Here is a 24,024-nt window from a genome sequence, read left to right on the forward strand (position 1 = left end):
TAAAGATATCAGTGTGGGTTATGTTATCTTAATGGCTGCTTATTTTGGTTCGGAGCCGCGTTTATGTCATCCCTTCGCTTACTCATTTCTGATTCTTATGATCCCTGGTTTAATCTGGCTGTAGAAGAGTGTATTTTCCGCCAAATGTCTCCAGATCAGCGAGTGCTCTTTTTGTGGCGGAATGCTGATACCGTGGTGATCGGGCGTGCTCAGAATCCATGGAAAGAGTGCAATACCCGTCGCATGGAGCAAGATGGTGTGAAGCTGGCTCGGCGCAGCAGTGGCGGTGGGGCGGTATTCCATGATTTGGGTAATACCTGTTTTACCTTTATGGCCGGCAAACCTGAATATGATAAAACAGTTTCCACTCAAATTATTCTTAATGCTTTGGCATCGCTTGGAATTCAGGCCACAGCTTCAGGTCGTAATGATTTGGTGGTTAAGAACGGTGATGATGAGCGCAAAGTATCGGGATCGGCTTATAAAGAGACCAAAGATCGTGGTTTTCATCATGGCACATTGTTATTGAGTGCGGACCTGAGCCGTTTGGCCGATTACCTTAATCCTGATCCGAAAAAATTGCAGGCTAAAGGGATTACGTCAGTTCGTTCTCGCGTGACTAATCTGGTAGAGCTGTTACCAGGGATTGACCACCAGCAGATCTCTGTTGCCATTGAACAGGCTTTTTTCGATTATTACGATGAACAGGTATCAGCGGAAATAATATCCCCACAAGTATTGCCCAACCTACCGGGTTTTACTGAGCAATTTGCCAAACAGAGTAGCTGGGAATGGAATTTTGGTCAGGCACCTGCCTTTAGTCACTTAGTTGATACCCGCTTTGTTTGGGGCGGAATTGAACTACATTTCGATGTATTACAGGGTGCCATTGATCGTTGCCAAATTTTTACGGACAGTTTGAATCCTGCCCCGCTGGAGGCGTTGGCTGAGCGCCTACAAGGGGTGATGTATCGTCCTGATACTATTAATGCGGTTTGCCTGCGATTAAGCGATGATTTCCCTGAATCATACGCCGAGTTGTTGCAAGTTCGTCATTGGCTGGCTGAGGTATTACGTTGATGACATCCTTTAAGGGCATTGAGTCTGATAGCAGTTCCAAAGCAGAGAACCCGTCTGAGTTTGAGGATGCTCCTCAATTTAATAATAGCTACGGGCAGCAACTCAGCGGTTTTTATACTTACTTGCAGCCAACACCGTTAAGGGGAGCACACTTGCTGTACCATAGTGCCCCTTTGGCGCAGGAGCTTGGGCTGGATGAGAGTTGGTTTAGTCTGCCGAAAGCCGCCATATGGGCTGGAGAGGCTTTGTTATCAGGTATGGAACCGCTGGCACAAGTATATAGCGGTCACCAGTTTGGTGTATGGGCGGGGCAGCTTGGCGACGGTCGTGGCATTTTGCTGGGGGAACAGCAGCTCAGTGATGGTCGCAGTATGGACTGGCATCTGAAAGGTGCAGGGTTAACACCTTATTCCCGCATGGGGGATGGGCGGGCAGTTTTGCGCTCAGTTGTCCGTGAGTTTTTAGCTTCCGAAGCATTGCATCATTTAGGAATACCTACCAGCCGCGCACTGACCATCGTTACCAGCGAACATCCAGTCTACCGTGAGCAAGCGGAGCGAGGCGCTATGCTATTGCGGGTGGCTGAAAGCCATGTTCGCTTCGGCCATTTTGAACACTTCTATTATCGTCAGCAGCCTGCACAGGTTAAACAGCTAGCGGACTATGTGATTGCCCGCCACTGGCCACAATGCGTCGGGCAAGCAGAATGCTACTTGTTGTGGTTTACTGATGTGGTAAAACGCACGGCGCGTTTAATCGCCCAGTGGCAAACAATCGGTTTTGCTCATGGTGTTATGAATACCGATAATATGTCGATTCTTGGTATTACTATGGACTATGGTCCATTTGGTTTTCTGGATGACTATGTTCCGGGATATATTTGCAATCATTCCGATCATCAAGGGCGCTATGCATTCGATAATCAACCAGCGGTCGCATTATGGAACCTGCATCGGCTAGGGCAGGCGCTGTCCGGCTTAATGTCGGTGGAACAGTTGCAGTTGGCACTGAGCGCTTACGAGCCAGAGTTAATGGCAGCTTACGGCCAACAGATGCGCGCTAAATTAGGTTTCGTCGAAAGCAGCAGTCAAGATAACGAACTACTGACAGAATTATTGAGTTTGATGACCCAAGAGGGCCGAGACTATACCCGCACATTCCGTTTGTTGAGTCAGGTTGAAATGCATTCGGCACAATCGCCGCTACGTGATGATTTTATCGATAGAGCCGGTTTTGACAGTTGGTACAGTCGTTATCGTGCACGTTTGCAACAAGAACCGATTGACGATGCTCAGCGTCAGTATTTGATGAAAGCAGTGAACCCGAAATATATATTGCGTAACTATCTGGCACAGCAAGCGATCGACCACGCCGAAAAGGATGATATTCAGCCATTGCAGCGCCTGCATCAGGCATTGCAGCACCCTTTTGCCGAACAGCCTGAATTTGATGATTTAGCTAAGTTACCTCCAGATTGGGGGAAACATCTGGAGATATCTTGCTCCAGTTAGTCACTATCGATGGCAGGGATATTCCCTGCCATCGTATTCCTCTGGGCACAAAGAGGGTTACAACCCGTGCAAAAACGCTTTCGTATCAATCGGGTTGCGCCGCAGCACGCAATTGTTTCATTACCGCTGGCGTGTGAAGGCCGAAACTCAATAATGCTCTATCATCCAGTATTAACACCTGACGTTGCTGACCCGCTGGGGTAAGCGCAATTCCGGGAATGCGCCAGACGTTATCAACCCCGCCCAGTGATATCACCCCATGAGTGGTCATAATCAGCAAATCTGGCGCACTGGCAATAATCCCCTCCTGTGACAGCGGGCGGTAGCCTGTAAACTCATGTATCGCATTCTTAAGTCCAGTACGACGAAATAAGGTATCGGCAGGGGTGTGCGTACCGGCCGCCAGTGGCGGGATCCCAGCATGACTCATAATAAATAAGACCTTGACCGGCAAAGGCGTAGACATGATCTCTGCCAGTTGTTGCTGATAATGCTGTATCAGTTGCTGGCCTTTTTGTGCTTGATTCAACGTGGCGGCAATCAGTTGTATTTTAGCGGGCACCCCTTCTGGCGTGGTATCCACTGGGATATAGACCACGTTGATTCCGCTTGCCTCAACTTGGCGCAGCGCGCTTGAAGCGGATGCGCGCGTGGTGCTTAACACCAGTGTCGGTTTTAAAGCGAGAATGCCTTCAGTATTGAGTTGCCGCATAAAACCCACATCCGGTAATTCTTTTAGCGCTTCAGGGCTAACACTGGCGCGATCTCTGGCAACAATATAGGCACCTACGCCTAATGCGTAGGTGATTTCAGAGACATCGTTACCGATAGTGATAATCCGTTGACTCGCCTGACAGTTTACCGCGATAACGACAGTAAATATCAACAACCATTTATTCATGTGTTGACTCTATAACCGTTAATTCTGCGAGTTGTTCAATCCACTGACTTTGCTCGGATTGACCTTCATTGCGCTGACCAAACACTTGTAAGATATGCTTACCCTGGTTATCGAGGAGTTCCAGACTTGAGATATAACCGTCCTTGGTGGGTTTGCGTGTTACCCAAATCTCTGCAATGGCATCTTTGTTTAAATACAGATTAAAGCGCTGATTAAGCACATTAATCGACAGTTGTTCGTCGGCATGTGTATTCCGTTCGACTATTAATTGTTCAATTACGCCGGTGAATATCTGTATACACCCACTGTTACCGACAAATAGCATTATCTCGTTCTGACGAGCTTGTGCCGCACGAAGTATTTGACTCAGTGACTGGTTATCAACCTGAAACGCCAAATCGTCGCCGACAGCACGGAAAGCCTGTTTACGGGTAATTTTGTGGCGTTTCAATAGCATAAAGAATTGATGGATATCATTCATTTTGCGCCACTCAGCATCAATAAGGGCGTTATTGAGAGGTGCTGTACCGCTGAGTTCCTGATCCCTGGGGTGTAGGACCAGCGGAGTGTTATCCGTGGCACGATATTTAGTCACTAATGCTTGCCAGGCATTAAGATCTGTCTCACCGATGCAATAGATTTGATGGATTGGATTACCCTGAAGATCAAAGCATTGAATACTATGTTGCTCACCTTGCGGTGTTGTCTCACACAGACTAAAAATGGCATCCCATTGGCGGAAAAACAGCCTTAAATCCAGGGCGCGTGGGTTAAGAATCAAGCCAAGGTGACCATGTAAACGCAAATTCTGATACTCACCGATTATCTCATGTCGCGCGCATTGATTGGCAGTGACCGACTTTGTTACCCCCACATGCGCTAATTCTGCCAACAATACGCTGGCACTGATATTTAAGCGTTCCATATCATGGCCGACACGGGCATATGCCAACTCTGCTTCGCTGACATTCAGGCTTTCTGCTAAATCACAGGTGGGTAATTGAGGGTTGAGCTGCTTTGCGCTCAGGTAACGTTGATACAGTGACATTTCCATTTATTCATTCCTTTAAGATAGTGCCGCAACCCGTGTTATCGGATACGGCAGGTGTCCTTGGAACCACTCAATATGGTTCGTTAAGTATGGTGGCTTTCCAGATCAGGCGCTATATACAGTTTGGGTGAAATATCACCATTGATAGCTGATCAGTAATTTGGCATTACGTCCATCCTGTGGGATTGCTTGTGGTGAGTAATGCACTTTATTGAATGCATTACCCAATACTGCGGTGGTGGTGATGCCATTCAAGGAGCCTTGCCCACGGTAGCTTAGGTAAAAGTCATGAACCGCATAGCCTGCTTGCGGCGCATAGGGGCGGCGTGACGATGTTTTGGCATCATTATTTTTCATAAATTTGGTGTTTTCAGCCATGGTTAATACCCAACCGGCGTTAAAACCGCTGCTCGCAATGGGGACATTAAGCCTGCTGGTGACGGTATCTGGATTGATACTGTTAATGAATTGGCGGGTGTCGAGATTAATAGCACGGGTACGGTTATAGGCCAGCGTCCAGTCAAACCATTGATTTTGGTAGTCCAGCGCTGCATCCCACCCCCAGCTTTTACTGCGCGGGATATTGATGTAGCCGGAGTAATTCTTACCAAAAAATTCGGTGTGGACTTCACTGGTGATACGGTCTTTGGCATCAATACTGAAGTAGCTGGCTTTGAATTCAACCGAATCATCATTGGACAATAATTGATCAAATGTCAAACCAAAACCCGCTTCGCGAGTGACGTTACTTTCGGGTTTTAGATTTGGATTGGGTCTCCAGCGATTGGCAAAAGGCCCCATAGAAAAATGGATTGAATCATTATAAAGCTCAGTCAGCGTTGGCGTACGGAACGCCTGACTGTAGGCACTAAACAACATCAGCCAATCAGTGGGTTTGAGGGTAACGGCTCCTTGAGTTGACCAATTTTTAGCTTCCCTATCAGCAAAACCGTTGCGGCTGTTTTTATAACTGTCGAAGCGGCTGCCTACCAGTAAGGTAATGGGTAAATCACGCAGTGTAACTTCGTCTTGTAACCAACCGGAGGAGAATTTGATTTCAGCGGGGGGGAAACTACGAATAACACCGCTCGGAACTTGCTCTTGATGATAGGTTTCGATGCCATAAGTGAATACATTTGCTGCGGGGCTGTGGGTAAATAGCATGCTGTTATTTTCCAGCTTTAAACCTCGGGTGATCTGTTTTCGGCGGCCATAGCCCTCACGATTGACGTTATCACTAATACTGATTTCGGAATGATAGAGTCGGGTGGTGGCATCCAGCCAGTCAAGGTGTTGTGGTTGCAGGCGGTAGGTTAATTCAGCATCACGTTGAAGGGTGGAACGATTCATCATTGGATTTTTATTAAATCTTAAGTCAGGCGCACTAAGATTAGCCATGCGCGGTTCTAGCGCTTGGTTATTGTAATAACGCAGGGCGGTGGTTAACGACTGGCTGCCAGAAAGAGCGGCGGTGCCTTTAAACATCAGGCTGTTAATCGTTTCATCATTCGGCGCTTCATTACCGTTGCCGTGGTAAGTATTGCCGACCTTACGTTTGCTTAGCGCGATAATGCCGTCAAGATGCTCTGTGCGGCCAAAAACGGACATCCCGGAGCCGATACTATGATAACCCGTGGCCCCATAGCCGCTAACTCGGAAGCCAAGATTTTGGCCATCTGCCAGCAAGTCGGCCGCATCAACAGTTTGGTAAGCAATCACCCCGCCCATGGCGCCACTGCCAAACCTTGATGTTGATGGGCTACGAATGACGCTGATTTGCTTTATCAGGGCCGGCTCAAGGAAGGTACCATTGATATTGGCACCATTAATGCCCTGACGAATACCATCGACCAGCACCATAACGCCATACTGATCATACCCCCTGAGATTTATATTTTGCCCGTTGGTGCGCCCAACACCGCCCACACTCACACCCGGTACGTTTTGCAGCATTTCTGCGGCGGTGGTGGCGGTTTGTTTTTGTGGCAATCTGGCATCAATGACGGTAACTGTGCCAGGGGTGCTAAAACTGTCCGTCACCGCTTGAGTTCCAGTAACCACCAGGGTGTGATTCTTACTCGTAGATGCTGAGTGAGCTGTTGCCAGTGGGGATAGCGCTACGGTTATCGCCACACTGCATAAAGACAAACGAAAAAAACGAAGCATAAGCAACTCTCCATATGTTATTAAACATAATCAATAAGTTGCTGGCTGCCTGAGTATTCAATATAAGGTGGCTGGCGTAGTGGAAATTCTTTCAAAATAGGCGCTAACGACCCAAATCACTTGGTCAGTATCAGTTTACCTGCTTTGGTTTGGCGCAAATAATAGAGCTGCCCTTGGTGATTGATCATCACTACATCATGTTGGCCAAGCAGTTGTCCGCTGTTGATACAGGATAATTGCAAAACAGCAGAGTTTTGCTCTGGTGCGCAGTTTACTGTTTGAATAGGATAGATGGCTTTGTGCATAAGAAGTGTTCTTTAGAGTACATATTTAAGTGATAATGATTATCATCTCCATGGGTGAATGGTTTCAATAACAATCTCTATTACTTTTTATGTTAATTCCTTTATTTTGCTTAGTAATTAATATTTTGGATAGATAGTTTAGAATTGATTTGTAAAAAGGGGGCTTGAGCGGAATGAGGGGGCGTAGACCATTTAATCCAGTGATAGAACAGACTCGCTATAGCGGTTAACCCATTCTATCACTGTGTGTTAATCAAAACCGACTACTGACCGCATCCGCCAGCAAGCTCAATAATTGCTCAGTATCCGCCCAGTTTAGGCACGGATCGGTGATGGACTGCCCGTAGGTCAAGGCTTGGCCTGCAACAATTTTCTGCGTGCCTTCAATCAGGAAGCTTTCAGCCATCACACCTACAATCGCGGTAGATCCGGCACGAATTTGCTGCCCGATATCAGCGGCAACTTCCAATTGGCGGCGGTGCATTTTCTGACAATTACCATGGCTGAAATCAACCACCAGATGTTCAGGTAAATCGAACTCACGCAGGCTGTCACAGGCAGCGGCAATATCTGATGCGCCATAATTAGGTTTTTTGCCTCCACGCATAATAATGTGCCCATGCGGGTTGCCACTGGTTTGGTAAATAGTCATCTGGCCGTTTTTATCTGGCGATAAAAACATATGACTGGCCTGTGCGGCACGGATAGCATCAATTGCAATGCGGGTATTGCCGTCGGTGCCATTTTTGAAACCAACCGGGCAGGAGAGGGCCGATGCCATTTCTCGATGAATCTGGCTTTCCGTGGTACGTGCGCCAATAGCCCCCCAACTGATCAGATCAGCAATGTACTGGCCCGTCACCATATCAAGGAATTCGGTGGCAGTAGGTAGACCTAACTCATTAACTGCCAGTAACAGTTTGCGCGCCATCTCGATCCCAAGATTGACCTGACATGAGCCATCCAACGCAGGGTCAGAAATCAGCCCTTTCCAGCCCACTACGGTGCGCGGTTTCTCGAAATAGGTGCGCATGACAATTTCCAAACGATCCTGATAGCGCTCACGCAATACATTCAGCCGCGTGGCGTAGTCAATGGCGGCATCAAGATCGTGAATCGAGCAAGGGCCAACCACCACCAGCAGGCGTGAGTCTTCACCGGTGAGTATTTTTTCAATTCGCTTACGTGACGCTGTCACGTTATCTGCTATCCCCTCGGATATCGGCAACTTTTCCGCCAGTTGTTGTGGCGTGATTAAGCTATCGATGCGCGCGGTCCGCAGTTCATCTGTTTTATGCATGGAAATTCTCTAAATCTGTTCTTCTCTGCGGCAGGAATACCGGGAAGTGATGGCGATCACAATAAACCAAAACTAAATGAATTCAACCGCCATGGCCTTCATTCATACAATTTATGATGAAATAAACTGTAAATAATATCCCAAGCAAATATTCCATCAAAACATGCGGCGACTCATGCCTAAAATATCCAGGATTTTGGTGGAGATTTCCTCAACGGAGTAGTTAGTGGAGTTCAGATAACGAATCTGATTTTTGCGGAATAATGCTTCCACTTCACCCACCTCCATTCGGCATTGGCGTAACGAGGCATAACGGCTATTTTCACGCCGTTCTTCGCGGATTGCCGCCAGCCGCTCAGGGTTAATCGTCAAACCAAACAGCTTTTGCTGAAAAGGCTTCAGCGCGGCAGGAAGTTGCAAATTGTCCATATCATCGGCGATAAACGGGTAGTTTGCAGCACGAATACCAAACTGCATGGCTAAATAGAGGCTGGTTGGGGTTTTACCACAACGGGAAACCCCCAATAGAATCACCTGTGCTTGGTCCAGATTACGTAGCGAAATACCGTCATCATGGGCCAGGGCATAGTCGATAGCCGCGATTCGCGCATCGTATTTACCCAAATTGCTGGCAGTGAGACCGTGAGTTCGGTTGAGCACCGGTTGGGGGTCGACCCCCAGTTCACTCTGTAGAGGGGCGACCAGTGCTTGCACAATATCCTGACAAAATCCCTCGCTGTGCTGAATGAGTTCACGTACTTCGGCGCTGATTATTGAATAGAAAACCAGCGGTCTAACGCCAGTTTCTTGATATATCTGATTAATCTTCTGGCAAACCTCTTGCGCGCGCGCTGCACTTTCGACAAATGGCAACGTAAAGGTGGTGGCTTTAACTGGGAACTGTGACAGAACCGCATGACCGAGCACTTCTGCGGTGATGGCGGTACCATCCGAAATATAAAACACACTTCTTTCCACGCTGACTCCTGAGTATTTTGCGGCCGGATTCGTTGTACTGCTAAATAAGCGTCTTATGACAAGTTTAACGCAATCAGTGTGCCTGATTCGGCTTATCGGTAAAGCGTTTGCTGTCAGAATCGCCTGAAAATAACTTTTCTTGTTGGGTTGATCGATTCACCTGTCCATGGGCTATGGATCATTGTGCTAGTCTGAAATGGCTGATTCGTCAGCCGTACACGTCCATCTGTACCCTAATGACCGTCCATAACTAATAGACAATGTAAAAAAGGATTGTTTCGATGTCCAACAATGGCCTAAATCTGTGCAATGTGCTTTGGTACAACCAGCTTGGCATGAATGATGTTGAGCGGGTTGGCGGCAAAAATGCCTCCCTGGGTGAAATGATAACTAACCTTTCAGATCTGGGTGTTTCGGTACCTAATGGTTTTGCTACCACCGCTCAAGCATTTAACGAATTTCTGGAGCAAAGCGGTGTTAACCAACGCATTTATCAGTTGTTGGATCAGACCAACGTTGATGATATTGCGGCATTAGCCAAAGCGGGTGCGCAGATTCGTCAATGGGTGGTTGAGACGCCGTTCCATCCGGAGTTTGAACAGGCTATTCATGAAGCCTACGAACAATTAGCGGAAGGTGAGCCAGAGGCTTCTTTTGCCGTGCGTTCATCGGCCACCGCTGAAGATATGCCAGATGCCTCCTTTGCCGGTCAGCAGGAAACCTTCCTGAATGTGCAGGGGATTGATGCGGTGATGGTTGCCATCAAACATGTCTTTGCCTCACTGTTCAATGATCGCGCTATTTCCTATCGTGTACACCAGGGGTATGACCACCGTGGCGTGGCGCTGTCTGCCGGTGTACAACGGATGGTGCGTTCTGATCTCGCGTCTGCGGGCGTGATGTTTACCATTGATACCGAGTCAGGTTTCGATCAGGTGGTATTTATCACCGCAGCCTATGGTTTAGGAGAGATGGTGGTGCAAGGGGCGGTGAACCCGGATGAGTTTTATGTCCATAAACCAACATTGCGTAATGGCAAACCCGCGATTGTGCGCCGCACCATGGGGTCGAAGAAAATTCGCATGATCTATGCTGAAAGCCAGGAACATGGCAAACAGGTGCAGATTGAAGATGTGCCAGAAGAGCAACGCAATCGTTTCGCTCTTAGTGATGACGAAGTGCAAGCGCTGGCGCATCAGGCATTATCAATCGAAAAACATTATGGTCGCCCGATGGACATTGAGTGGGCCAAAGATGGTCATACCGGTAAGCTGTTCATCGTGCAAGCTCGCCCGGAAACGGTGCGTTCCAATCAGCAAGTCATGGAACGTTATCTGCTCAATGCCCAAAGTGAGGTGTTGGTGGAGGGGCGCGCCATTGGTCATCGTATTGGTGCGGGGCCGGTTAAAGTCATTAATGATATTAGCGAGATGGATCGCATTCAGGCGGGTGATGTACTGGTAACCGACATGACTGACCCTGATTGGGAACCGATCATGAAAAAAGCGTCGGCGATTGTGACTAACCGTGGCGGGCGCACCTGCCATGCGGCAATCATCGCTCGTGAGCTGGGGATCCCGGCAGTTGTGGGTTGCGGTAATGCCACTGATATTCTGAAAGAAGGGCAGAATGTAACGGTCTCCTGCGCTGAAGGGGATACGGGCTATGTCTATCAAGAATTGCTCGATTTCTCAATTCAGAGTTCACAGGTTACTGAATTGCCAGATTTGCCGTTAAAAATAATGATGAATGTTGGCAATCCAGACCGAGCCTTCGATTTTGCTCGCTTACCGAATGAAGGCGTTGGCTTGGCGCGCTTGGAATTTATCATCAACCGCATGATTGGCGTGCATCCTAAAGCATTGCTGGAGTTCGATAGCCAGGAGCCGGCAATACAGGCGGAAATCAAAGCGCTGATGAAGGGTTATGACGATCCGGTTGAGTTTTACGTCGGCCGTTTGACCGAAGGGATTTCTACCTTAGGGGCGGCTTTCTGGCCAAAACGTGTGATTGTGCGTTTGTCTGATTTTAAATCCAACGAGTACGCTAATCTGGTTGGCGGAGAGGCTTATGAACCCCATGAAGAGAACCCGATGTTAGGCTTCCGTGGCGCGGGTCGTTATGTCGCAGACAGCTTCCGTGATTGTTTCGCACTGGAGTGTGAGGCGGTTAAGCGGGTGCGTAATGTGATGGGGCTGACTAACGTTGAGGTTATGGTGCCTTTCGTGCGCACGGTGGCTCAGGCAGAGGCGGTGGTGGCTGAACTGGCAAGGCAAGGGCTGAAACGCGGTGAGAATGGCCTGAAACTTATTATGATGTGCGAAATCCCCTCCAATGCGTTGCTGGCGGATCAATTCCTTGAGCATTTTGATGGTTTCTCTATCGGTTCCAATGATATGACTCAGTTAACATTGGGGCTGGATCGCGACTCCGGTGTGGTTTCTGAACTGTTCGATGAGCGCAATGAAGCCGTTAAGGCGCTGCTATCGATGGCCATTACGGCCGCAAAACGCCAAGGCAAGTATGTGGGTATTTGTGGTCAGGGCCCGTCAGACCATGAGGATTTTGCATTATGGCTGATGGAGCAGGGGATCGACAGTTTGTCCCTTAACCCGGACACCGTGGTACAAACCTGGGTCAGTTTGGCGCAACATACCAAGCATTGATCGGTATCGGGTTATACCGATAAAGGAACATTTAATTATCCGCAGCGTAGGTTGCGGATTTTTTTGCAATAATGAGTAAAAAAAAGCCCGTCTTAGATGACAGGCAAAGACTACACACAGCAATACGTATTTCGATTACAGATATTTAAATAACTCACTTGAAAATGAGTTATTTAAATGCCTTGGAGAAAGCACTTTCTAATAGATAATATTAAGTAAATTCCGTGGCTTAGTCATTAAGAATCCTCTGATTATAATAGATTAAATTAATGATTTTATGGAATTGATTTCATTCTGTTATTAATAATCATTCTATTTAATAACTAATGAAATACAGGTTGAGAATAGAGATAGAGGAATTAAACAGGGTTGTTCTTTATTGTTAATAGCGAATATCGCTAAATAATAGGGGTTCGGCAGCATAACCACCAAACCCCATTCAGGCTTAAAGCTCTTCTAAATGTTTGGCAACTTCTTGAATACTCTCTTCAGGTTCCGGTGCTTCGTTGACCCAAGCTGAGGTCAGACGATAGGAAATAGCTAACACCACCGGCCCAATAAACAAGCCAATCATGCCGAATGACAACAAGCCACCAATCACCCCGGACAGGATGAGAATCATCGGCATATCAGCTTCCATTCGGATAAGGTAGGGGCGCAAAACGTTGTCCATGGTGCCAACGATACAGCTCCAAATTAGCAGTGCGGTGCCCCAGGTGGTATCCCCCGTCCAATACAACCAGATAATCGCCGGGACCAGTATCAACAGTGGCCCAAGCTGAGCTACGCAGCAGATAAACATTAAGACAGTAAACAGTGTGGCGTATTGAATGCCGGCAATCGCCAGACCAATACCCCCCAGCACGGCCTGTACCAGCGCGGTAACCACTACGCCTAACGCAACGGCACGGATAGCTTTAGCGGCCAGCACCACGACGCCATCGCCACGTTTGTCGGCAGCGCGCACCGCGAAATGGCGGATACCTAAGCCGACTTGCTCACCATGGAAATAGAGTAAAACACTGAATAGCACCATTAGCGCCAGATGAATCAAAAAGTAACCGACGTGGGCGGCTTGAGCTACCAGCCAGGTCGCCGCCGCACCAATGTAGGGTTGAACTTTGGCGATCATCGCATTGCCACCACCAGCAACCAAAGTATGCCAACTACTGTAGAGTTTGTTCCCCACCATCGGAATCGATTGCAACCAGGTTACATCTGGCATGCGCAAATTAGACGGGCTGGATGCCCACTGGATAAGCGGGCCGCTGTTTTCCACTAAGCTGCTGACCAGCAATGCTATCGGAATGACAAACAGCAATATCAACAACAGAGTCATGACAATAACGGCCAGCCAGCGCTTACCCCAAAGGAGCTTTTGCAACCTAATCAGCAAGGGCCAGGTTGCAATAACGACCATGCCAGCCCAGGCAAAACCCATAATAAAAGGTTGTACCACCCAAAAACTGGCGATAATCATTATCATAATGAATATCACCCCAAACATCAGTTTAGGTAAATCGAAACGGCGCTGTTGTGGGTAATTCATCAGTGGGTTCTCACATCGAAAGTCATGGCAAGGTGGCCATCGCACTGTTTTCTCGGCACTCATTAGCTTTCGGACTAATCAAGTATCTGTAGTAATCATGGTGTATTTCTTAATGTTTTAACAGACAACACCGGATTTTACTGCTGTGATTTATTAAAAAAAAAGCATTAGCTTGGACACAATAAAACGCCAACTGCAACCAAAGCGCTGAAACAATGTTCTTTCGGGCTGATGCGGCTATTATTTGTACAATATATAATTTTGATACTTAATGATTTATTGCCGCATTTATCCTCGGCAGATACGCATCACTTTCTCATCATTCTGAATTGGCATAAATTATTCGACAAAGGTGATTGCTAGCAGATAATCTCTTGGCGGAACCCCAAACATACCTATTAGATAGGGTCACACTAATGATCCCACAGATTTCTCAGGCACCGGGTGTCATTCAGTTGGTGCTGGATTTTTTGGATGCTTTGAAGCAAAACGGATTCACCGGCGATACCGCCACTGGTTATGCCGATCGCCTGACTATGGCGACGGACAACAGTATCTACCAACTGCTACCCGACGCCGTGGTTTTTCCGCGTTCGACTGCGGATGTTGCCTTGATTGGCCGTCTGGCTGGTCTGGAGAATTTTAACTCTCTGGTCTTTACGCCACGCGGCGGCGGAACCGGTACCAATGGTCAGGCTCTTAACAGCGGCATTGTGGTGGATATGTCGCGCTACATGAACCGTATTTTGGAGATTAATCCCGAACAGGGTTGGGTGCGGGTTGAAGCGGGGGTCATTAAAGACCAACTCAACCAATATTTGCGGCCATTCGGCTACTTTTTTGCGCCAGAGTTATCGACCAGTAACCGCGCCACATTGGGTGGCATGATCAATACCGATGCCTCTGGGCAGGGGTCGCTAGTGTATGGCAAAACGTCCGACCATGTGTTGGGGTTACGTGCCATATTGCTGGACGGAACCCTGCTCGATACCCGCGCCATGCCGACGGCACTGGCGGAAACGATTGCGCAGGAAGACTCTGTAACCGGCCGTATTTACCATACTGTGCTGCATCACTGCCGTGAACAGCGCGCGCTGATTGTGGAAAAATTCCCTAAGTTAAACCGTTTCCTTACGGGATATGACTTGCGCCATGTGTTTAGCGATGACCTGCAAACCTTTGACCTGACCCGAATTTTAACCGGTGCAGAGGGCACGTTGGCATTTATCACTGAAGCCACATTGGATATAACGCCGCTGCCTAAAGTTCGCCGTTTGGTGAATGTGAAGTATGACTCGTTTGACTCCGCCCTGCGTAATGCCCCGTTTATGGTGGAAGCCAAAGCGCTGTCAGTGGAAACCGTGGACTCCAAAGTTCTCAATTTGGCCAAAGAAGATATTGTCTGGCACTCGGTTAAAGAACTGATTACTGATATCCCTGATAAAGAGATGTTGGGGTTGAATATCGTTGAGTTTGCCGGTGATGATAAGGCGTTGATCGATAGCCAAATGGAAGCACTTTGCCAGCGCTTGGATGACTTGATGTCTGCTCAGCAAGGCGGCGTTATTGGTTATCAGATTTGCAGTGAATTAGCTGGTATCGAGCGTATCTACGGTATGCGCAAAAAAGCGGTTGGTTTGTTAGGTAACAGTAAAGGCCAAGCTAAACCGATTCCATTTGCCGAAGATACCTGCGTGCCACCACAACATTTGGCTGATTATATTGTCGAGTTCCGCCAACTGCTTGATAGCCATAATCTGAGCTACGGCATGTTTGGTCATGTAGATGCCGGGGTATTACATGTGCGCCCGGCGCTGGATATGTGCGATCCACAGCAAGAAATGCTGATGAAACAGATATCTGACCAAGTGGTGCAACTGACGGCGCGCTATGGCGGCTTGCTATGGGGCGAGCACGGTAAGGGCTTCCGGGCAGAATATAGCCCTGACTTCTTTGGTGAGGTGCTTTACCACGAGTTACGGCGCATTAAATCAGTTTTCGACCCGGATAATCGCTTAAATCCGGGGAAAATATGCTCACCGTTGGGCAGTGATGCACCAATGATGAAAGTGGATACAGCCGATAAACGCGGCACCCTGGACCGGCGTATTCCGCTGGAGGTCAGAACGTCATTTCGTGGTGCGATGGAATGTAATGGTAATGGCTTGTGCTTTAACTTTGATGCACGTAGTCCTATGTGCCCATCAATGAAGATTACCGGTGATCGCATTCATTCACCCAAAGGTCGGGCAACGCTGGTACGCGAATGGTTACGGCTGTTATCCGAGCAAGGGGTTGACCCTGTTGCGTTGGAAAAAGGGCTGGCGACCAAGCGCCCCAGTCTGCGTGGCTTGATTGAGAAGACCCGTAATACCTGGGCTGCTCGCCAGGGGGATTACGATTTCTCACATGAAGTCAAAGAGGCGATGTCAGGTTGCCTGGCATGTAAAGCTTGCTCTACGCAATGCCCGATAAAAATTGATGTACCGGGCTTCCGTTCCCGCTTCCTTCAGTTGTATCACACCCGTTATCATCGCCCACTGCGTGACTATGTGGTGGCTGGGGTAGAGAGTTATGCGCCGTTAATGGCTAAAACACCGAAAGTGTTTAACTTCTTCCTCAAACAGCCGTGGGTCAGGGAGCTAAGCCGGAAAAGTATTGGGATGGTGGATTTACCGATGCTTTCCAGCCCTACGTTGAAGCAGTCGTTATCGGGTCATTATGCCAGCACGATGACCTTGGAACAGTTGGAGAAATTGCCTGAATCAGAACGCCGTCAACATGTGTTGATCGTACAGGATCCCTTTACCAGTTATTACGATGCTCAGGTTGTGGCCGATTTTGTTCGCTTGGTCGAAAAACTGGGCTTCAATCCAGTGCTGTTGCCATTCTCACCTAATGGCAAGGCGCAACACATTAAAGGTTTCCTGCAACGTTTTGCTAAAACGGCGCGTAAGACGGCCGATTTTCTTAACCGTATTTCGTTGCTGGGGATGCCGATGGTTGGGGTTGATCCAGCATTGGTGCTTTGCTATCGCGATGAATATAAAGAGATTCTTGGTGATGCTCGTGGTGATTTTACGGTGCAATTGGTGCACGAATGGCTACAGGTGGCACTGGCTGAACAGCCAGAGCAGCAGATGAGTGGCGAATCCTGGTATCTGTTTGGGCATTGTACCGAAACTACCGCGCTACCTGCCAGCAGCCAGCACTGGGCAGCGATATTCTCCCGTTATGGCGCCAAACTGGAAAACGTCAGTGTCGGGTGTTGTGGCATGGCCGGGACTTATGGTCATGAAGCGAAGAACGTCGATAACTCGCTGGGTATCTATGCGTTATCCTGGCAGCAGGCGTTACAAAAGTTACCGAGTAAACGTTGTTTAGCCACAGGTTACTCTTGTCGTAGTCAGGTTAAGCGTATTGAAGGCGGTGGACTGAGACATCCGTTACAAGCTTTGCTTGAGCTGGTTTAACCTGGCTGCCTAACTATGCTATTAACCTCATGCTACTTATAGCGGCCTAAAGCCCAAGGATGGGCCGAATAACCAGCGCCGCTAACACCGCTGTAATTTCAAGAACGGAAGGGAACAAGATGCTTTGGAAACGTACCGCAACGCTGGAACAGTTAAATCAGCAATGCCAAGACTGCATGGTCGGGCATTTGGGCATTGAGCTTACCCGGCTCTCGGATGATGAAATAGAAGCCACGATGCCGGTAGACCATCGGACAACTCAACCTTTCGGTTTGCTTCATGGTGGGGCTTCTGTGGTGCTGGCGGAGTCGCTCGGTTCGATGGCTGGGTATCTGTGCACCACCGAAGGGCAACAGGTGGTAGGGTTGGAGGTCAATGCTAACCACCTGAAAGCTGTACGTTCCGGGAAAGTGCGGGGTTGCTGTCGGGCCATTCATATTGGCCGCAGCCATCAAGTTTGGCAGATTGAGATTTTTGATGAAGAAAATAATCTGTGTTGTACCTCACGTTTAACCGTCGCCGTATTGTCCCGATAACTCCCGCTAAAGATTCGTGATTAGTCTACTCAGGGTCATTTAATGATCCTGAGTGGCTTCAATCGCTCACAGTGATCCCCCATCCCCTTTAGACTGTTTCATTTAGCCAATAAATGTGGCGAATCTCTATGATAGGTTTCCCCTGTGAGGGTTTTCAGCTAAAGTTAACAGAGAAATAGGTATTTTTTATGAATGTTTTAAATACTCAGAGACTGACTGCGATTAGCCTCTGAGATAGCAAGGGATTCGAGCATCGTCGGGGAATTTATTCATTTATTTCATGGCGATAAAAGTGCACATTTTCCCTCAGACCTCTTCAGGCCATCGCAGCATGCTTATTCGTTGCCGCCTCATTCGAGGTTCAAACGGCACTTTTCTTAATATCCCTGCAAAACAAACGGTTGAAGTGATAATTATTATCACTACCATTGTGAATAATCTGTGTTGGTTCTTCAATAATCAGCCAGCAAATTGTTAACCTGAAAACGATCAACCCAATGGGTGATTGCGAAATAGAAGGTAGGGCATATGCAACAGGAATCAGTCGGGACATTTTCACTCGACGAGAATGTCTGGCAAGGCGTTACGATAACAGATAGCGCGGCCGCGCAAATTACACGGCTCATGCAGCAAGATCCGCAAATTAAAGGGTTGCAGCTTGGGGTGAAACAATCCGGTTGTGCCGGGTTTGCTTATGTGATGGATATGGCTAAAGAGCCAGCCAGCGACGCTCTGGTTTTCGAACAAGGTAGTGCCAAACTCTACGTACCATTAAAAGCGATGCCGTTTATCGATGGCACCGAGGTGGATTATGTCCGCGAAGGGCTAAACCAGATTTTTAAATTTAATAATCCTAAAGCTCAGCATTCCTGCGGGTGTGGCGAGAGTTTTGGCGTTTGAGCGATGTAAACGAAATGACACGAAGCAATGTAGAGGTTCCAGATGATGTGCAAGCTTGGGTCAGTGAGAATCGTTACAAAGAGGGTTTTTTTACCCAGCTTGCGACTGATCAGTTAGCCAAAGGTCTCAACGAAGACGTCATTCGCGCTATTTCAGCGAAACGAAATGAACCTGAATGGATGCTGGAGTTTCGTCTTGGTGCTTATCGCAGTTGGCTCGAAATGGAAGAGCCACATTGGCTGAAAGCCAATTATAAAAGTCTGGATTATCAGGATTACAGTTATTACTCCGCGCCATCCTGTGGCAGTTGTGACGACAGTTGTGATTCGCAACCAGGGGCAGTGCAGCAATCATCGGCAGACAGTGCAGCACCACGTGATTTGTCTGAACAGGCGATGAATGAGTACCTCACCGCAGAGGTGGAGTCTGCGTTTGCCCAGCTAGGGGTTCCGGTGCGCGAGGGGGTTGAGGTAGCGGTAGACGCTATTTTCGACTCAGTTTCTGTTGCAACCACCTACCGTGGGAAACTCGCCGAACAAGGGATTATTTTCTGCTCATTTAGCGAAGCTATTCAGGAATATCCAGATCTGGTACGGAAATATCTGGGATCGGTGGTGCCGGCTAAAGATAACTTTTTTGCCGCGCTAAATGCGGCAGTGGCTTCTGATGGCACTTTTGTTTATGTGCCTAAAGGCGTGCGCTGCCCGATGGAGTTATCTACTTACTTTCGGATTAATGCGGCTAAAACAGGGCAGTTTGAGCGCACTATCTTGATTGCTGACGAAGACAGCTATGTCAGTTATATCGAAGGGTGCTCAGCGCCAGTGCGAGACAGCTACCAGTTACACGCTGCGGTCGTTGAAGTCATTTTGCACAAAAATGCGGAAGTGAAATATTCAACGGTGCAGAACTGGTTTGCAGGTGCCGATAGCACCGGCGGGATCCTTAACTTTGTGACCAAACGTGCTTTGTGTGAAGGGGCGGGTTCAAAAATGTCGTGGACCCAATCTGAGACTGGCTCCGCCATTACCTGGAAATACCCGAGTGTGATTTTGCAGGGCGATAACTCAATCGGTGAGTTCTTTTCGGTGGCGCTAACCAACGGCCACCAGCAAGCCGATACCGGCACCAAGATGATTCATATTGGCAAAAATACCAAATCAACAATTATTGCCAAAGGGATCTCTGCCGGACACAGCCAGAACACCTACCGTGGTCTGGTGAAGATTCTGCCCGGTGCGGATAACGCGCGTAACTTCACGCAATGTGATTCGATGTTGATTGGGCCGGACTCCGGTGCGCATACCTTCCCGTATGTGGAGGTGCGCAATAACTCAGCCCAATTGGAACACGAAGCGACAACATCAAAAATTGGCGATGACCAACTGTTCTATTGCTTGCAGCGTGGCATCAGTGAAGACGATGCCATCTCAATGATTGTCAACGGATTCTGTAAAGATGTGTTCTCCGAGTTGCCACTGGAGTTTGCCGTCGAAGCACAAAAACTGTTGGCTATTAGCCTGGAACACAGTGTCGGTTAAGTGTGAGTTGAAACACGCATTCGCAGAGTTTTGCGCTCTGGCGCACCAAGGAACCCTATGTTAAGCATTAAGAATTTAAAAGTCAGTGTTGAAGGTAATGAGATCCTCAAAGGTTTGGATCTGGAGATCAAACCCGGTGAAGTACACGCCATTATGGGGCCAAACGGCTCAGGGAAAAGTACATTATCCGCGGCATTGGCAGGGCGTGAAGAGTATGAAGTGACTGAGGGCAGTGTGACCTTCAAGGGGAAAAACCTGCTGGCGTTAGACCCAGAAAATCGCGCGGGTGAAGGCATATTTTTGGCATTTCAGTACCCCGTGGAAATCCCCGGAGTCAGTAACCATTTCTTCTTGCAAACTGCGGTCAATGCGGTGCGTAAATATCGCCAGCAGGAGCCATTAGATCGTTTTGATTTTGCTGATTTTATTGAAGAAAAGATTGAGTTACTGAAAATGCCTGCTGACTTATTGACCCGTTCGGTAAATGTGGGTTTTTCTGGCGGCGAAAAGAAACGTAACGATATTCTGCAAATGGCGGCACTGGAACCCTCTTTATGTATTCTGGATGAAACTGACTCTGGGCTGGATATTGATGCGCTAAAAATTGTTGCTAACGGGGTTAACTCGCTGCGCAATGAAAACCGTGCATTCATTATTGTGACTCACTATCAGCGTATCCTTGATTATGTAAAACCCGACTTTGTGCATGTGCTGTATCAGGGGCGGATCATTAAGTCAGGTGATTTCACCTTGGTGAAACAGTTGGAGGAGCAAGGCTATGGCTGGCTTACCGACCAACAGTAAAATGCTGGAACAGCAGCATCTGCAACAGAAACAACGTGCTGATGCTCTCAAGCACTTCGGTCAACTGTTTAATCTGCGCCAGAGTGGTCATTCAACACAGGCCAGTGCACACTGGCAACAGGTGTTGCAGTTGGGTTTCCCGAGCTTTAAACATGAAGACTGGAAATACACGCCGCTGGAGCGTTTGCTGGCCCATCGTTTCAGTTTCGCCAGCCCTGCGCAGGTAACGGCTAGCCAACGCGATGAACTGTCGTTGGTGCAAGATGCTCATCGTTTAGTTTTTATTGATGGCCGATATGCACCTGAACTCAGTGATATTGAGTGTGGCCCTTACCAACTGACCAATCTGAGTGGGAATACGCAGTTTCCTCCGGCGATCCAGTCTGAGGTGTTTTTGCATCTGACGGAAAGCCTGGCGCAGGAAAGTCTGCATATCCGATTGCCGGTGGGGAAACACAGTGAGAAGCCGCTTTATCTGCTGCATATCAGCTCAGGCAATGATTCTGACGTTGTGAATACCAGTCACTACCGCCACCATCTGGTGATTGAAGCTAATGCACAGGCTGAAGTGATCGAACATTTCGTCAGTCTGAATCAACAGCCTCACTTTACTGGCGCACGGCTCACCATTGCAGTAGGTGATAATGCTGAACTGCATCACTGTAAACTGGCATTTGAAGCCCCTCAGAGCTACCACTTTGCCCACAATGACCTGCTGTTAAGCCGTGATTCGCGGGCGCGTAGTTATAGCTTCCTGCTGGGCGCGGGGCTGACTCGTCATAATACCAGCGCCCAATTGAATGGCGAAGGTGCTACGTTGTCCATTAACAGCTTGCTGTTACCGATAGGGCGCGAAATCTGTGACACTCGCAGTTATCTGGAGCACAACAAAGGCTATTGCGAAAGCCGCCAGTTACATAAAACCATCGTGCGTGAGCGCGGCAAAGCTATCTTTAACGGCATGATTAAAGTGGCTAAACATGCGTTGAAAACTGACGGACAGATGACCAACAATAACTTGTTATTGAGTAAATTGGCGGAGGTTGATACCAAACCGCAGTTGGAAATTTATGCCGATGATGTGAAGTGCAGCCATGGCGCGACGGTCGGTCGCATTGATGCGGAACAGCTTTTTTATCTGCAATCGCGCGGGATTAATCAGGCTGATGCGCAACAGATGATTATTTTTGCCTTTGCTGCCGAATTAACTGAAGCCATTCACAGCGACGCCATTCGCAAAGTGGTGCTGGCGCGGATTGCTGAACGTTTGGCCGGAGAATCGCTATGAGTTTCCCTATCGAACAGGTTAGAGCTGACTTTCCATTGCTGAGCCGCCAGGTTAACGGCCAGCCGCTGGCCTATCTGGACAGTGCCGCCAGCGCACAAAAGCCACAAGTGGTCATCGACAGGGAGCTTAATTTTTATCGTGAGGGTTATGCCGCAGTTCATCGTGGGATTCATACCCTAAGTAGCGAAGCGACCCAACAGATGGAGGCGGTGCGCAGTCAGGTTGCTGATTTTATCAATGCAGCTTCTGCCGAAGAGATTGTTTTCGTTAAAGGGACCACCGAGGCCATCAATCTGGTGGCTAACAGTTATGGCCGTCATTTCCTGAGCGCCGGTGACAGCATCATCATCACCGAGATGGAGCATCACGCCAATATTGTGCCGTGGCAGATGTTAGCAACTGACTTGGGTGTTGAGATTCGTATCTGGCCGCTGACGGCAACAGGGGAGCTTGAGCTGGCCGCATTGGCGGGCTTGATTGATGACACCACCCGGTTGCTGGCGATTACTCAGGTTTCCAATGTCTTGGGGACCGTGAATCCCATACAGCAGATTGTTGCTCAGGCTAAAGCGGCTGGGTTGGTGGTGCTGGTGGATGGTGCGCAGGCTATCATGCATCAATCGATAGATGTGCAGGCATTGGATTGTGATTTTTATGCCTTCTCCGGCCATAAGCTTTACGGGCCATCGGGCATTGGTATCTTATACGGCAAGAGTCAACTGTTGCAGCAAATGCCACCATGGGAAGGGGGCGGTTCGATGATCAAAACCGTGAGCCTAACGCAAGGCACCACTTTTGCCGATGCGCCGTGGCGTTTCGAGGCCGGTTCGCCGAACACCGCAGGCATTATGGGGCTGGGTGCGGCAATCCATTATGTTACTGATCTTGGGTTTGCGCAGATCCAGCACTATGAGCAGTCGCTGATGCAGTATGCCTTGGATCAACTGGGTCAGGTAAACAGCCTGACACTTTATGGCCCGCAAGCCCGTGCCGGGGTTATTGCGTTTAATTTAGGGGAGCACCACGCGTATGATGTTGGCAGTTTCCTCGATCAATACGGTATCGCTATTCGTACCGGCCATCACTGTGCTATGCCATTGATGTCGTTCTACCACGTTCCTAGTATGTGTCGTGCCTCATTGGCACTTTATAATACCCATGAGGAAGTAGATCGCTTGGTGGCAGGGCTACAGCGCATTGAAACATTACTGGGTTGAGTGTTATTAATAAGCGCTGTATCTAAAATTCAACGATTACCAATGTCATTGATGTTGCAGCAAGCGAATGACCAATCGGTCGGGATCGATTTGAACGGTATTTATGCTAGCCACAAGGTGAGCCTCAAAGGTGAGGCTCCTTAATCCCATGCGTAATCACGTGATTTTGCGGGTAGGTAGGCGCGGCTAACTGCCCACGACATCAAGTATAAAAGGTATCAGGAAGCATGCTATGGCTGGTTTGCCAGATAAAGAAAAATTGATTCGTAACTTTTCCCGTTGTCTGAATTGGGAAGAAAAATATCTGTATGTGATCGAGTTAGGGGGGCAGCTAGCCCCACTGACAGAGCAACAACGCCAGCCGGAGAATCTGATTTCCGGTTGCCAAAGCCAGGTGTGGATTGCCATGACAGCCTCAGATGAGGGGCAAGTGGTTTTTGCTGGTGACAGTGATGCGGCTATCGTTAAAGGTTTGGTCGCGGTGGTGTTTATCCTTTATCACGGTTTAGCTCCACAGCAGATCATTGAGTTGGATGTTCGGCCATTTTTTGCCGATTTAGCCCTCAGTCAGCACCTGACCCCTTCGCGTTCACAAGGTCTGGAAGCGATGATCCGCGCTATTCGTACTAAAGCGGCAACTTTAAAAAACGGTTAACTCACGCCAACATTTTGTGCTTTATTCCTCAGAAGTTGACCATTTTTGAGTCATGGGTCACAGTCTTAAAATGGTGAAATTTCAGCAGGTTAAATCGGCTGCC

The 24,024-nt window shown here is 48.4% G+C and carries 18 protein-coding genes and 1 other RNA gene; 11 read left to right on the plus strand and 8 right to left on the minus strand.

Annotation, left to right across the window (positions count from 1 at the left end; translation table 11 throughout):
- Window positions 1-63 precede the first annotated feature (63 nt).
- On the plus strand, window positions 64-1,080 hold the full coding sequence (locus EL015_RS09935) for a lipoate--protein ligase (RefSeq protein WP_032905785.1): 1,017 nt from the start codon (window positions 64-66) through the stop codon (window positions 1,078-1,080).
- Window positions 1,080-2,591, plus strand: a complete 1,512-nt coding sequence (locus tag EL015_RS09940) for a protein adenylyltransferase SelO (RefSeq protein ID WP_005182827.1) — start codon at window positions 1,080-1,082, stop codon at window positions 2,589-2,591. Before EL015_RS09935 ends, EL015_RS09940 begins: the two co-directional genes overlap by 1 nt.
- Window positions 2,592-2,676: 85 nt before the next feature.
- Here the strand turns inward: EL015_RS09940 and EL015_RS09945 are convergent, their stop codons facing one another.
- From EL015_RS09945 to ppsR, 6 genes are all read right to left on the minus strand, one after another.
- A complete protein-coding gene (locus EL015_RS09945; protein ID WP_032905783.1) occupies window positions 2,677-3,492 on the minus strand; it encodes a heme/hemin ABC transporter substrate-binding protein in 816 nt (271 codons plus the stop codon).
- Window positions 3,485-4,546 (minus strand): hemin-degrading factor, encoded by a 1,062-nt coding sequence (locus EL015_RS09950; RefSeq protein WP_005182815.1) that lies wholly within the window; start codon window positions 4,544-4,546, stop codon window positions 3,485-3,487. The genes EL015_RS09945 and EL015_RS09950 overlap by 8 nt, the downstream gene beginning before the upstream one ends.
- Before the next feature lie 132 nt (window positions 4,547-4,678).
- Complete coding sequence (locus EL015_RS09955; RefSeq protein WP_032905781.1) at window positions 4,679-6,709, minus strand: TonB-dependent hemoglobin/transferrin/lactoferrin family receptor; 2,031 nt, start codon at window positions 6,707-6,709, stop codon at window positions 4,679-4,681.
- Window positions 6,710-6,825: 116 nt separating this feature from the next.
- Window positions 6,826-7,014 (minus strand): hemin uptake protein HemP, encoded by a 189-nt coding sequence (gene hemP, locus EL015_RS09960; RefSeq protein WP_005182810.1) that lies wholly within the window; start codon window positions 7,012-7,014, stop codon window positions 6,826-6,828.
- Between the two features lie 253 nt (window positions 7,015-7,267).
- Entirely contained in the window at window positions 7,268-8,314 is a 1,047-nt protein-coding gene (locus EL015_RS09965) for a 3-deoxy-7-phosphoheptulonate synthase (RefSeq protein WP_005182809.1), read from the minus strand.
- Between the two features lie 156 nt (window positions 8,315-8,470).
- On the minus strand, window positions 8,471-9,292 hold the full coding sequence (gene ppsR, locus EL015_RS09970; protein WP_032905779.1) for a posphoenolpyruvate synthetase regulatory kinase/phosphorylase PpsR: 822 nt from the start codon (window positions 9,290-9,292) through the stop codon (window positions 8,471-8,473).
- Between the two features lie 281 nt (window positions 9,293-9,573).
- On the opposite strand from ppsR, the gene ppsA reads away from it, so the two are divergent.
- Window positions 9,574-11,958: a phosphoenolpyruvate synthase gene (gene ppsA, locus EL015_RS09980; RefSeq protein ID WP_032905778.1), complete on the plus strand. Its 2,385-nt coding sequence runs from the start codon at window positions 9,574-9,576 to the stop codon at window positions 11,956-11,958.
- Between the two features lie 75 nt (window positions 11,959-12,033).
- On the opposite strand, the gene rprA is transcribed toward ppsA, so the two are convergent.
- An RNA gene (gene rprA, locus EL015_RS09985) (antisense sRNA RprA) lies at window positions 12,034-12,137 on the minus strand.
- 266 nt (window positions 12,138-12,403) lie between these two features.
- Window positions 12,404-13,507: an AI-2E family transporter YdiK gene (ydiK, locus tag EL015_RS09990; protein ID WP_005182800.1), complete on the minus strand. Its 1,104-nt coding sequence runs from the start codon at window positions 13,505-13,507 to the stop codon at window positions 12,404-12,406.
- A gap of 416 nt (window positions 13,508-13,923) precedes the next feature.
- Between ydiK and ydiJ the strand changes: the two genes are divergently transcribed.
- From ydiJ to sufE, 8 genes are all read left to right on the plus strand, one after another.
- Complete coding sequence (ydiJ, locus tag EL015_RS09995; RefSeq protein ID WP_005182794.1) at window positions 13,924-16,980, plus strand: D-2-hydroxyglutarate dehydrogenase YdiJ; 3,057 nt, start codon at window positions 13,924-13,926, stop codon at window positions 16,978-16,980.
- 119 nt (window positions 16,981-17,099) lie between these two features.
- The gene (locus EL015_RS10000; RefSeq protein ID WP_005182792.1) at window positions 17,100-17,516 is read left to right on the plus strand and encodes a hotdog fold thioesterase; all 417 of its coding nucleotides are present in this window, start codon (window positions 17,100-17,102) and stop codon (window positions 17,514-17,516) included.
- A 528-nt stretch (window positions 17,517-18,044) separates the two neighbouring features.
- Complete coding sequence (gene sufA, locus EL015_RS10010; protein WP_032905776.1) at window positions 18,045-18,416, plus strand: Fe-S cluster assembly scaffold SufA; 372 nt, start codon at window positions 18,045-18,047, stop codon at window positions 18,414-18,416.
- 14 nt (window positions 18,417-18,430) lie between these two features.
- Window positions 18,431-19,957: a Fe-S cluster assembly protein SufB gene (gene sufB, locus EL015_RS10015; protein WP_032905774.1), complete on the plus strand. Its 1,527-nt coding sequence runs from the start codon at window positions 18,431-18,433 to the stop codon at window positions 19,955-19,957.
- Window positions 19,958-20,014: 57 nt separating this feature from the next.
- A complete protein-coding gene (gene sufC / locus EL015_RS10020; RefSeq protein ID WP_005182784.1) occupies window positions 20,015-20,761 on the plus strand; it encodes a Fe-S cluster assembly ATPase SufC in 747 nt (248 codons plus the stop codon).
- Window positions 20,736-22,049, plus strand: a complete 1,314-nt coding sequence (gene sufD / locus EL015_RS10025; RefSeq protein WP_032905772.1) for a Fe-S cluster assembly protein SufD — start codon at window positions 20,736-20,738, stop codon at window positions 22,047-22,049. The genes sufC and sufD overlap by 26 nt, the downstream gene beginning before the upstream one ends.
- The gene (sufS, locus tag EL015_RS10030) at window positions 22,046-23,266 is read left to right on the plus strand and encodes a cysteine desulfurase SufS (protein WP_032905770.1); all 1,221 of its coding nucleotides are present in this window, start codon (window positions 22,046-22,048) and stop codon (window positions 23,264-23,266) included. The genes sufD and sufS overlap by 4 nt, the downstream gene beginning before the upstream one ends.
- Before the next feature lie 232 nt (window positions 23,267-23,498).
- Window positions 23,499-23,921 carry a cysteine desulfuration protein SufE gene (gene sufE, locus EL015_RS10035; RefSeq protein ID WP_005182777.1) on the plus strand — a complete coding sequence of 141 codons (423 nt, stop codon included), beginning with the start codon at window positions 23,499-23,501 and terminating at the stop codon, window positions 23,919-23,921.
- Window positions 23,922-24,024: the final 103 nt, after the last annotated feature.

It is taken from the genome of Yersinia intermedia (genome assembly GCF_900635455.1).
Classification (GTDB): domain Bacteria; phylum Pseudomonadota; class Gammaproteobacteria; order Enterobacterales; family Enterobacteriaceae; genus Yersinia; species Yersinia intermedia.

Excerpts from the sequence above, each read along its gene's own strand:
- EL015_RS09935 (WP_032905785.1), top strand. The coding sequence starts at position 64 with ATGTCATCCCTTCGCTTACTCATTTCTGATTCTTATGATCCCTGGTTT.
- EL015_RS09940 (WP_005182827.1), top strand. The coding sequence starts at position 1,080 with ATGACATCCTTTAAGGGCATTGAGTCTGATAGCAGTTCCAAAGCAGAG.
- EL015_RS09945 (WP_032905783.1), bottom strand. The coding sequence starts at position 3,492 with ATGAATAAATGGTTGTTGATATTTACTGTCGTTATCGCGGTAAACTGT.
- EL015_RS09950 (WP_005182815.1), bottom strand. The coding sequence starts at position 4,546 with ATGGAAATGTCACTGTATCAACGTTACCTGAGCGCAAAGCAGCTCAAC.
- EL015_RS09955 (WP_032905781.1), bottom strand. The coding sequence starts at position 6,709 with ATGCTTCGTTTTTTTCGTTTGTCTTTATGCAGTGTGGCGATAACCGTA.
- hemP (WP_005182810.1), bottom strand. The coding sequence starts at position 7,014 with ATGCACAAAGCCATCTATCCTATTCAAACAGTAAACTGCGCACCAGAG.
- EL015_RS09965 (WP_005182809.1), bottom strand. The coding sequence starts at position 8,314 with ATGCATAAAACAGATGAACTGCGGACCGCGCGCATCGATAGCTTAATC.
- ppsA (WP_032905778.1), top strand. The coding sequence starts at position 9,574 with ATGTCCAACAATGGCCTAAATCTGTGCAATGTGCTTTGGTACAACCAG.
- ydiK (WP_005182800.1), bottom strand. The coding sequence starts at position 13,507 with ATGAATTACCCACAACAGCGCCGTTTCGATTTACCTAAACTGATGTTT.
- ydiJ (WP_005182794.1), top strand. The coding sequence starts at position 13,924 with ATGATCCCACAGATTTCTCAGGCACCGGGTGTCATTCAGTTGGTGCTG.
- EL015_RS10000 (WP_005182792.1), top strand. The coding sequence starts at position 17,100 with ATGCTTTGGAAACGTACCGCAACGCTGGAACAGTTAAATCAGCAATGC.
- sufA (WP_032905776.1), top strand. The coding sequence starts at position 18,045 with ATGCAACAGGAATCAGTCGGGACATTTTCACTCGACGAGAATGTCTGG.
- sufB (WP_032905774.1), top strand. The coding sequence starts at position 18,431 with ATGACACGAAGCAATGTAGAGGTTCCAGATGATGTGCAAGCTTGGGTC.
- sufC (WP_005182784.1), top strand. The coding sequence starts at position 20,015 with ATGTTAAGCATTAAGAATTTAAAAGTCAGTGTTGAAGGTAATGAGATC.
- sufD (WP_032905772.1), top strand. The coding sequence starts at position 20,736 with ATGGCTGGCTTACCGACCAACAGTAAAATGCTGGAACAGCAGCATCTG.
- sufS (WP_032905770.1), top strand. The coding sequence starts at position 22,046 with ATGAGTTTCCCTATCGAACAGGTTAGAGCTGACTTTCCATTGCTGAGC.
- sufE (WP_005182777.1), top strand. The coding sequence starts at position 23,499 with ATGGCTGGTTTGCCAGATAAAGAAAAATTGATTCGTAACTTTTCCCGT.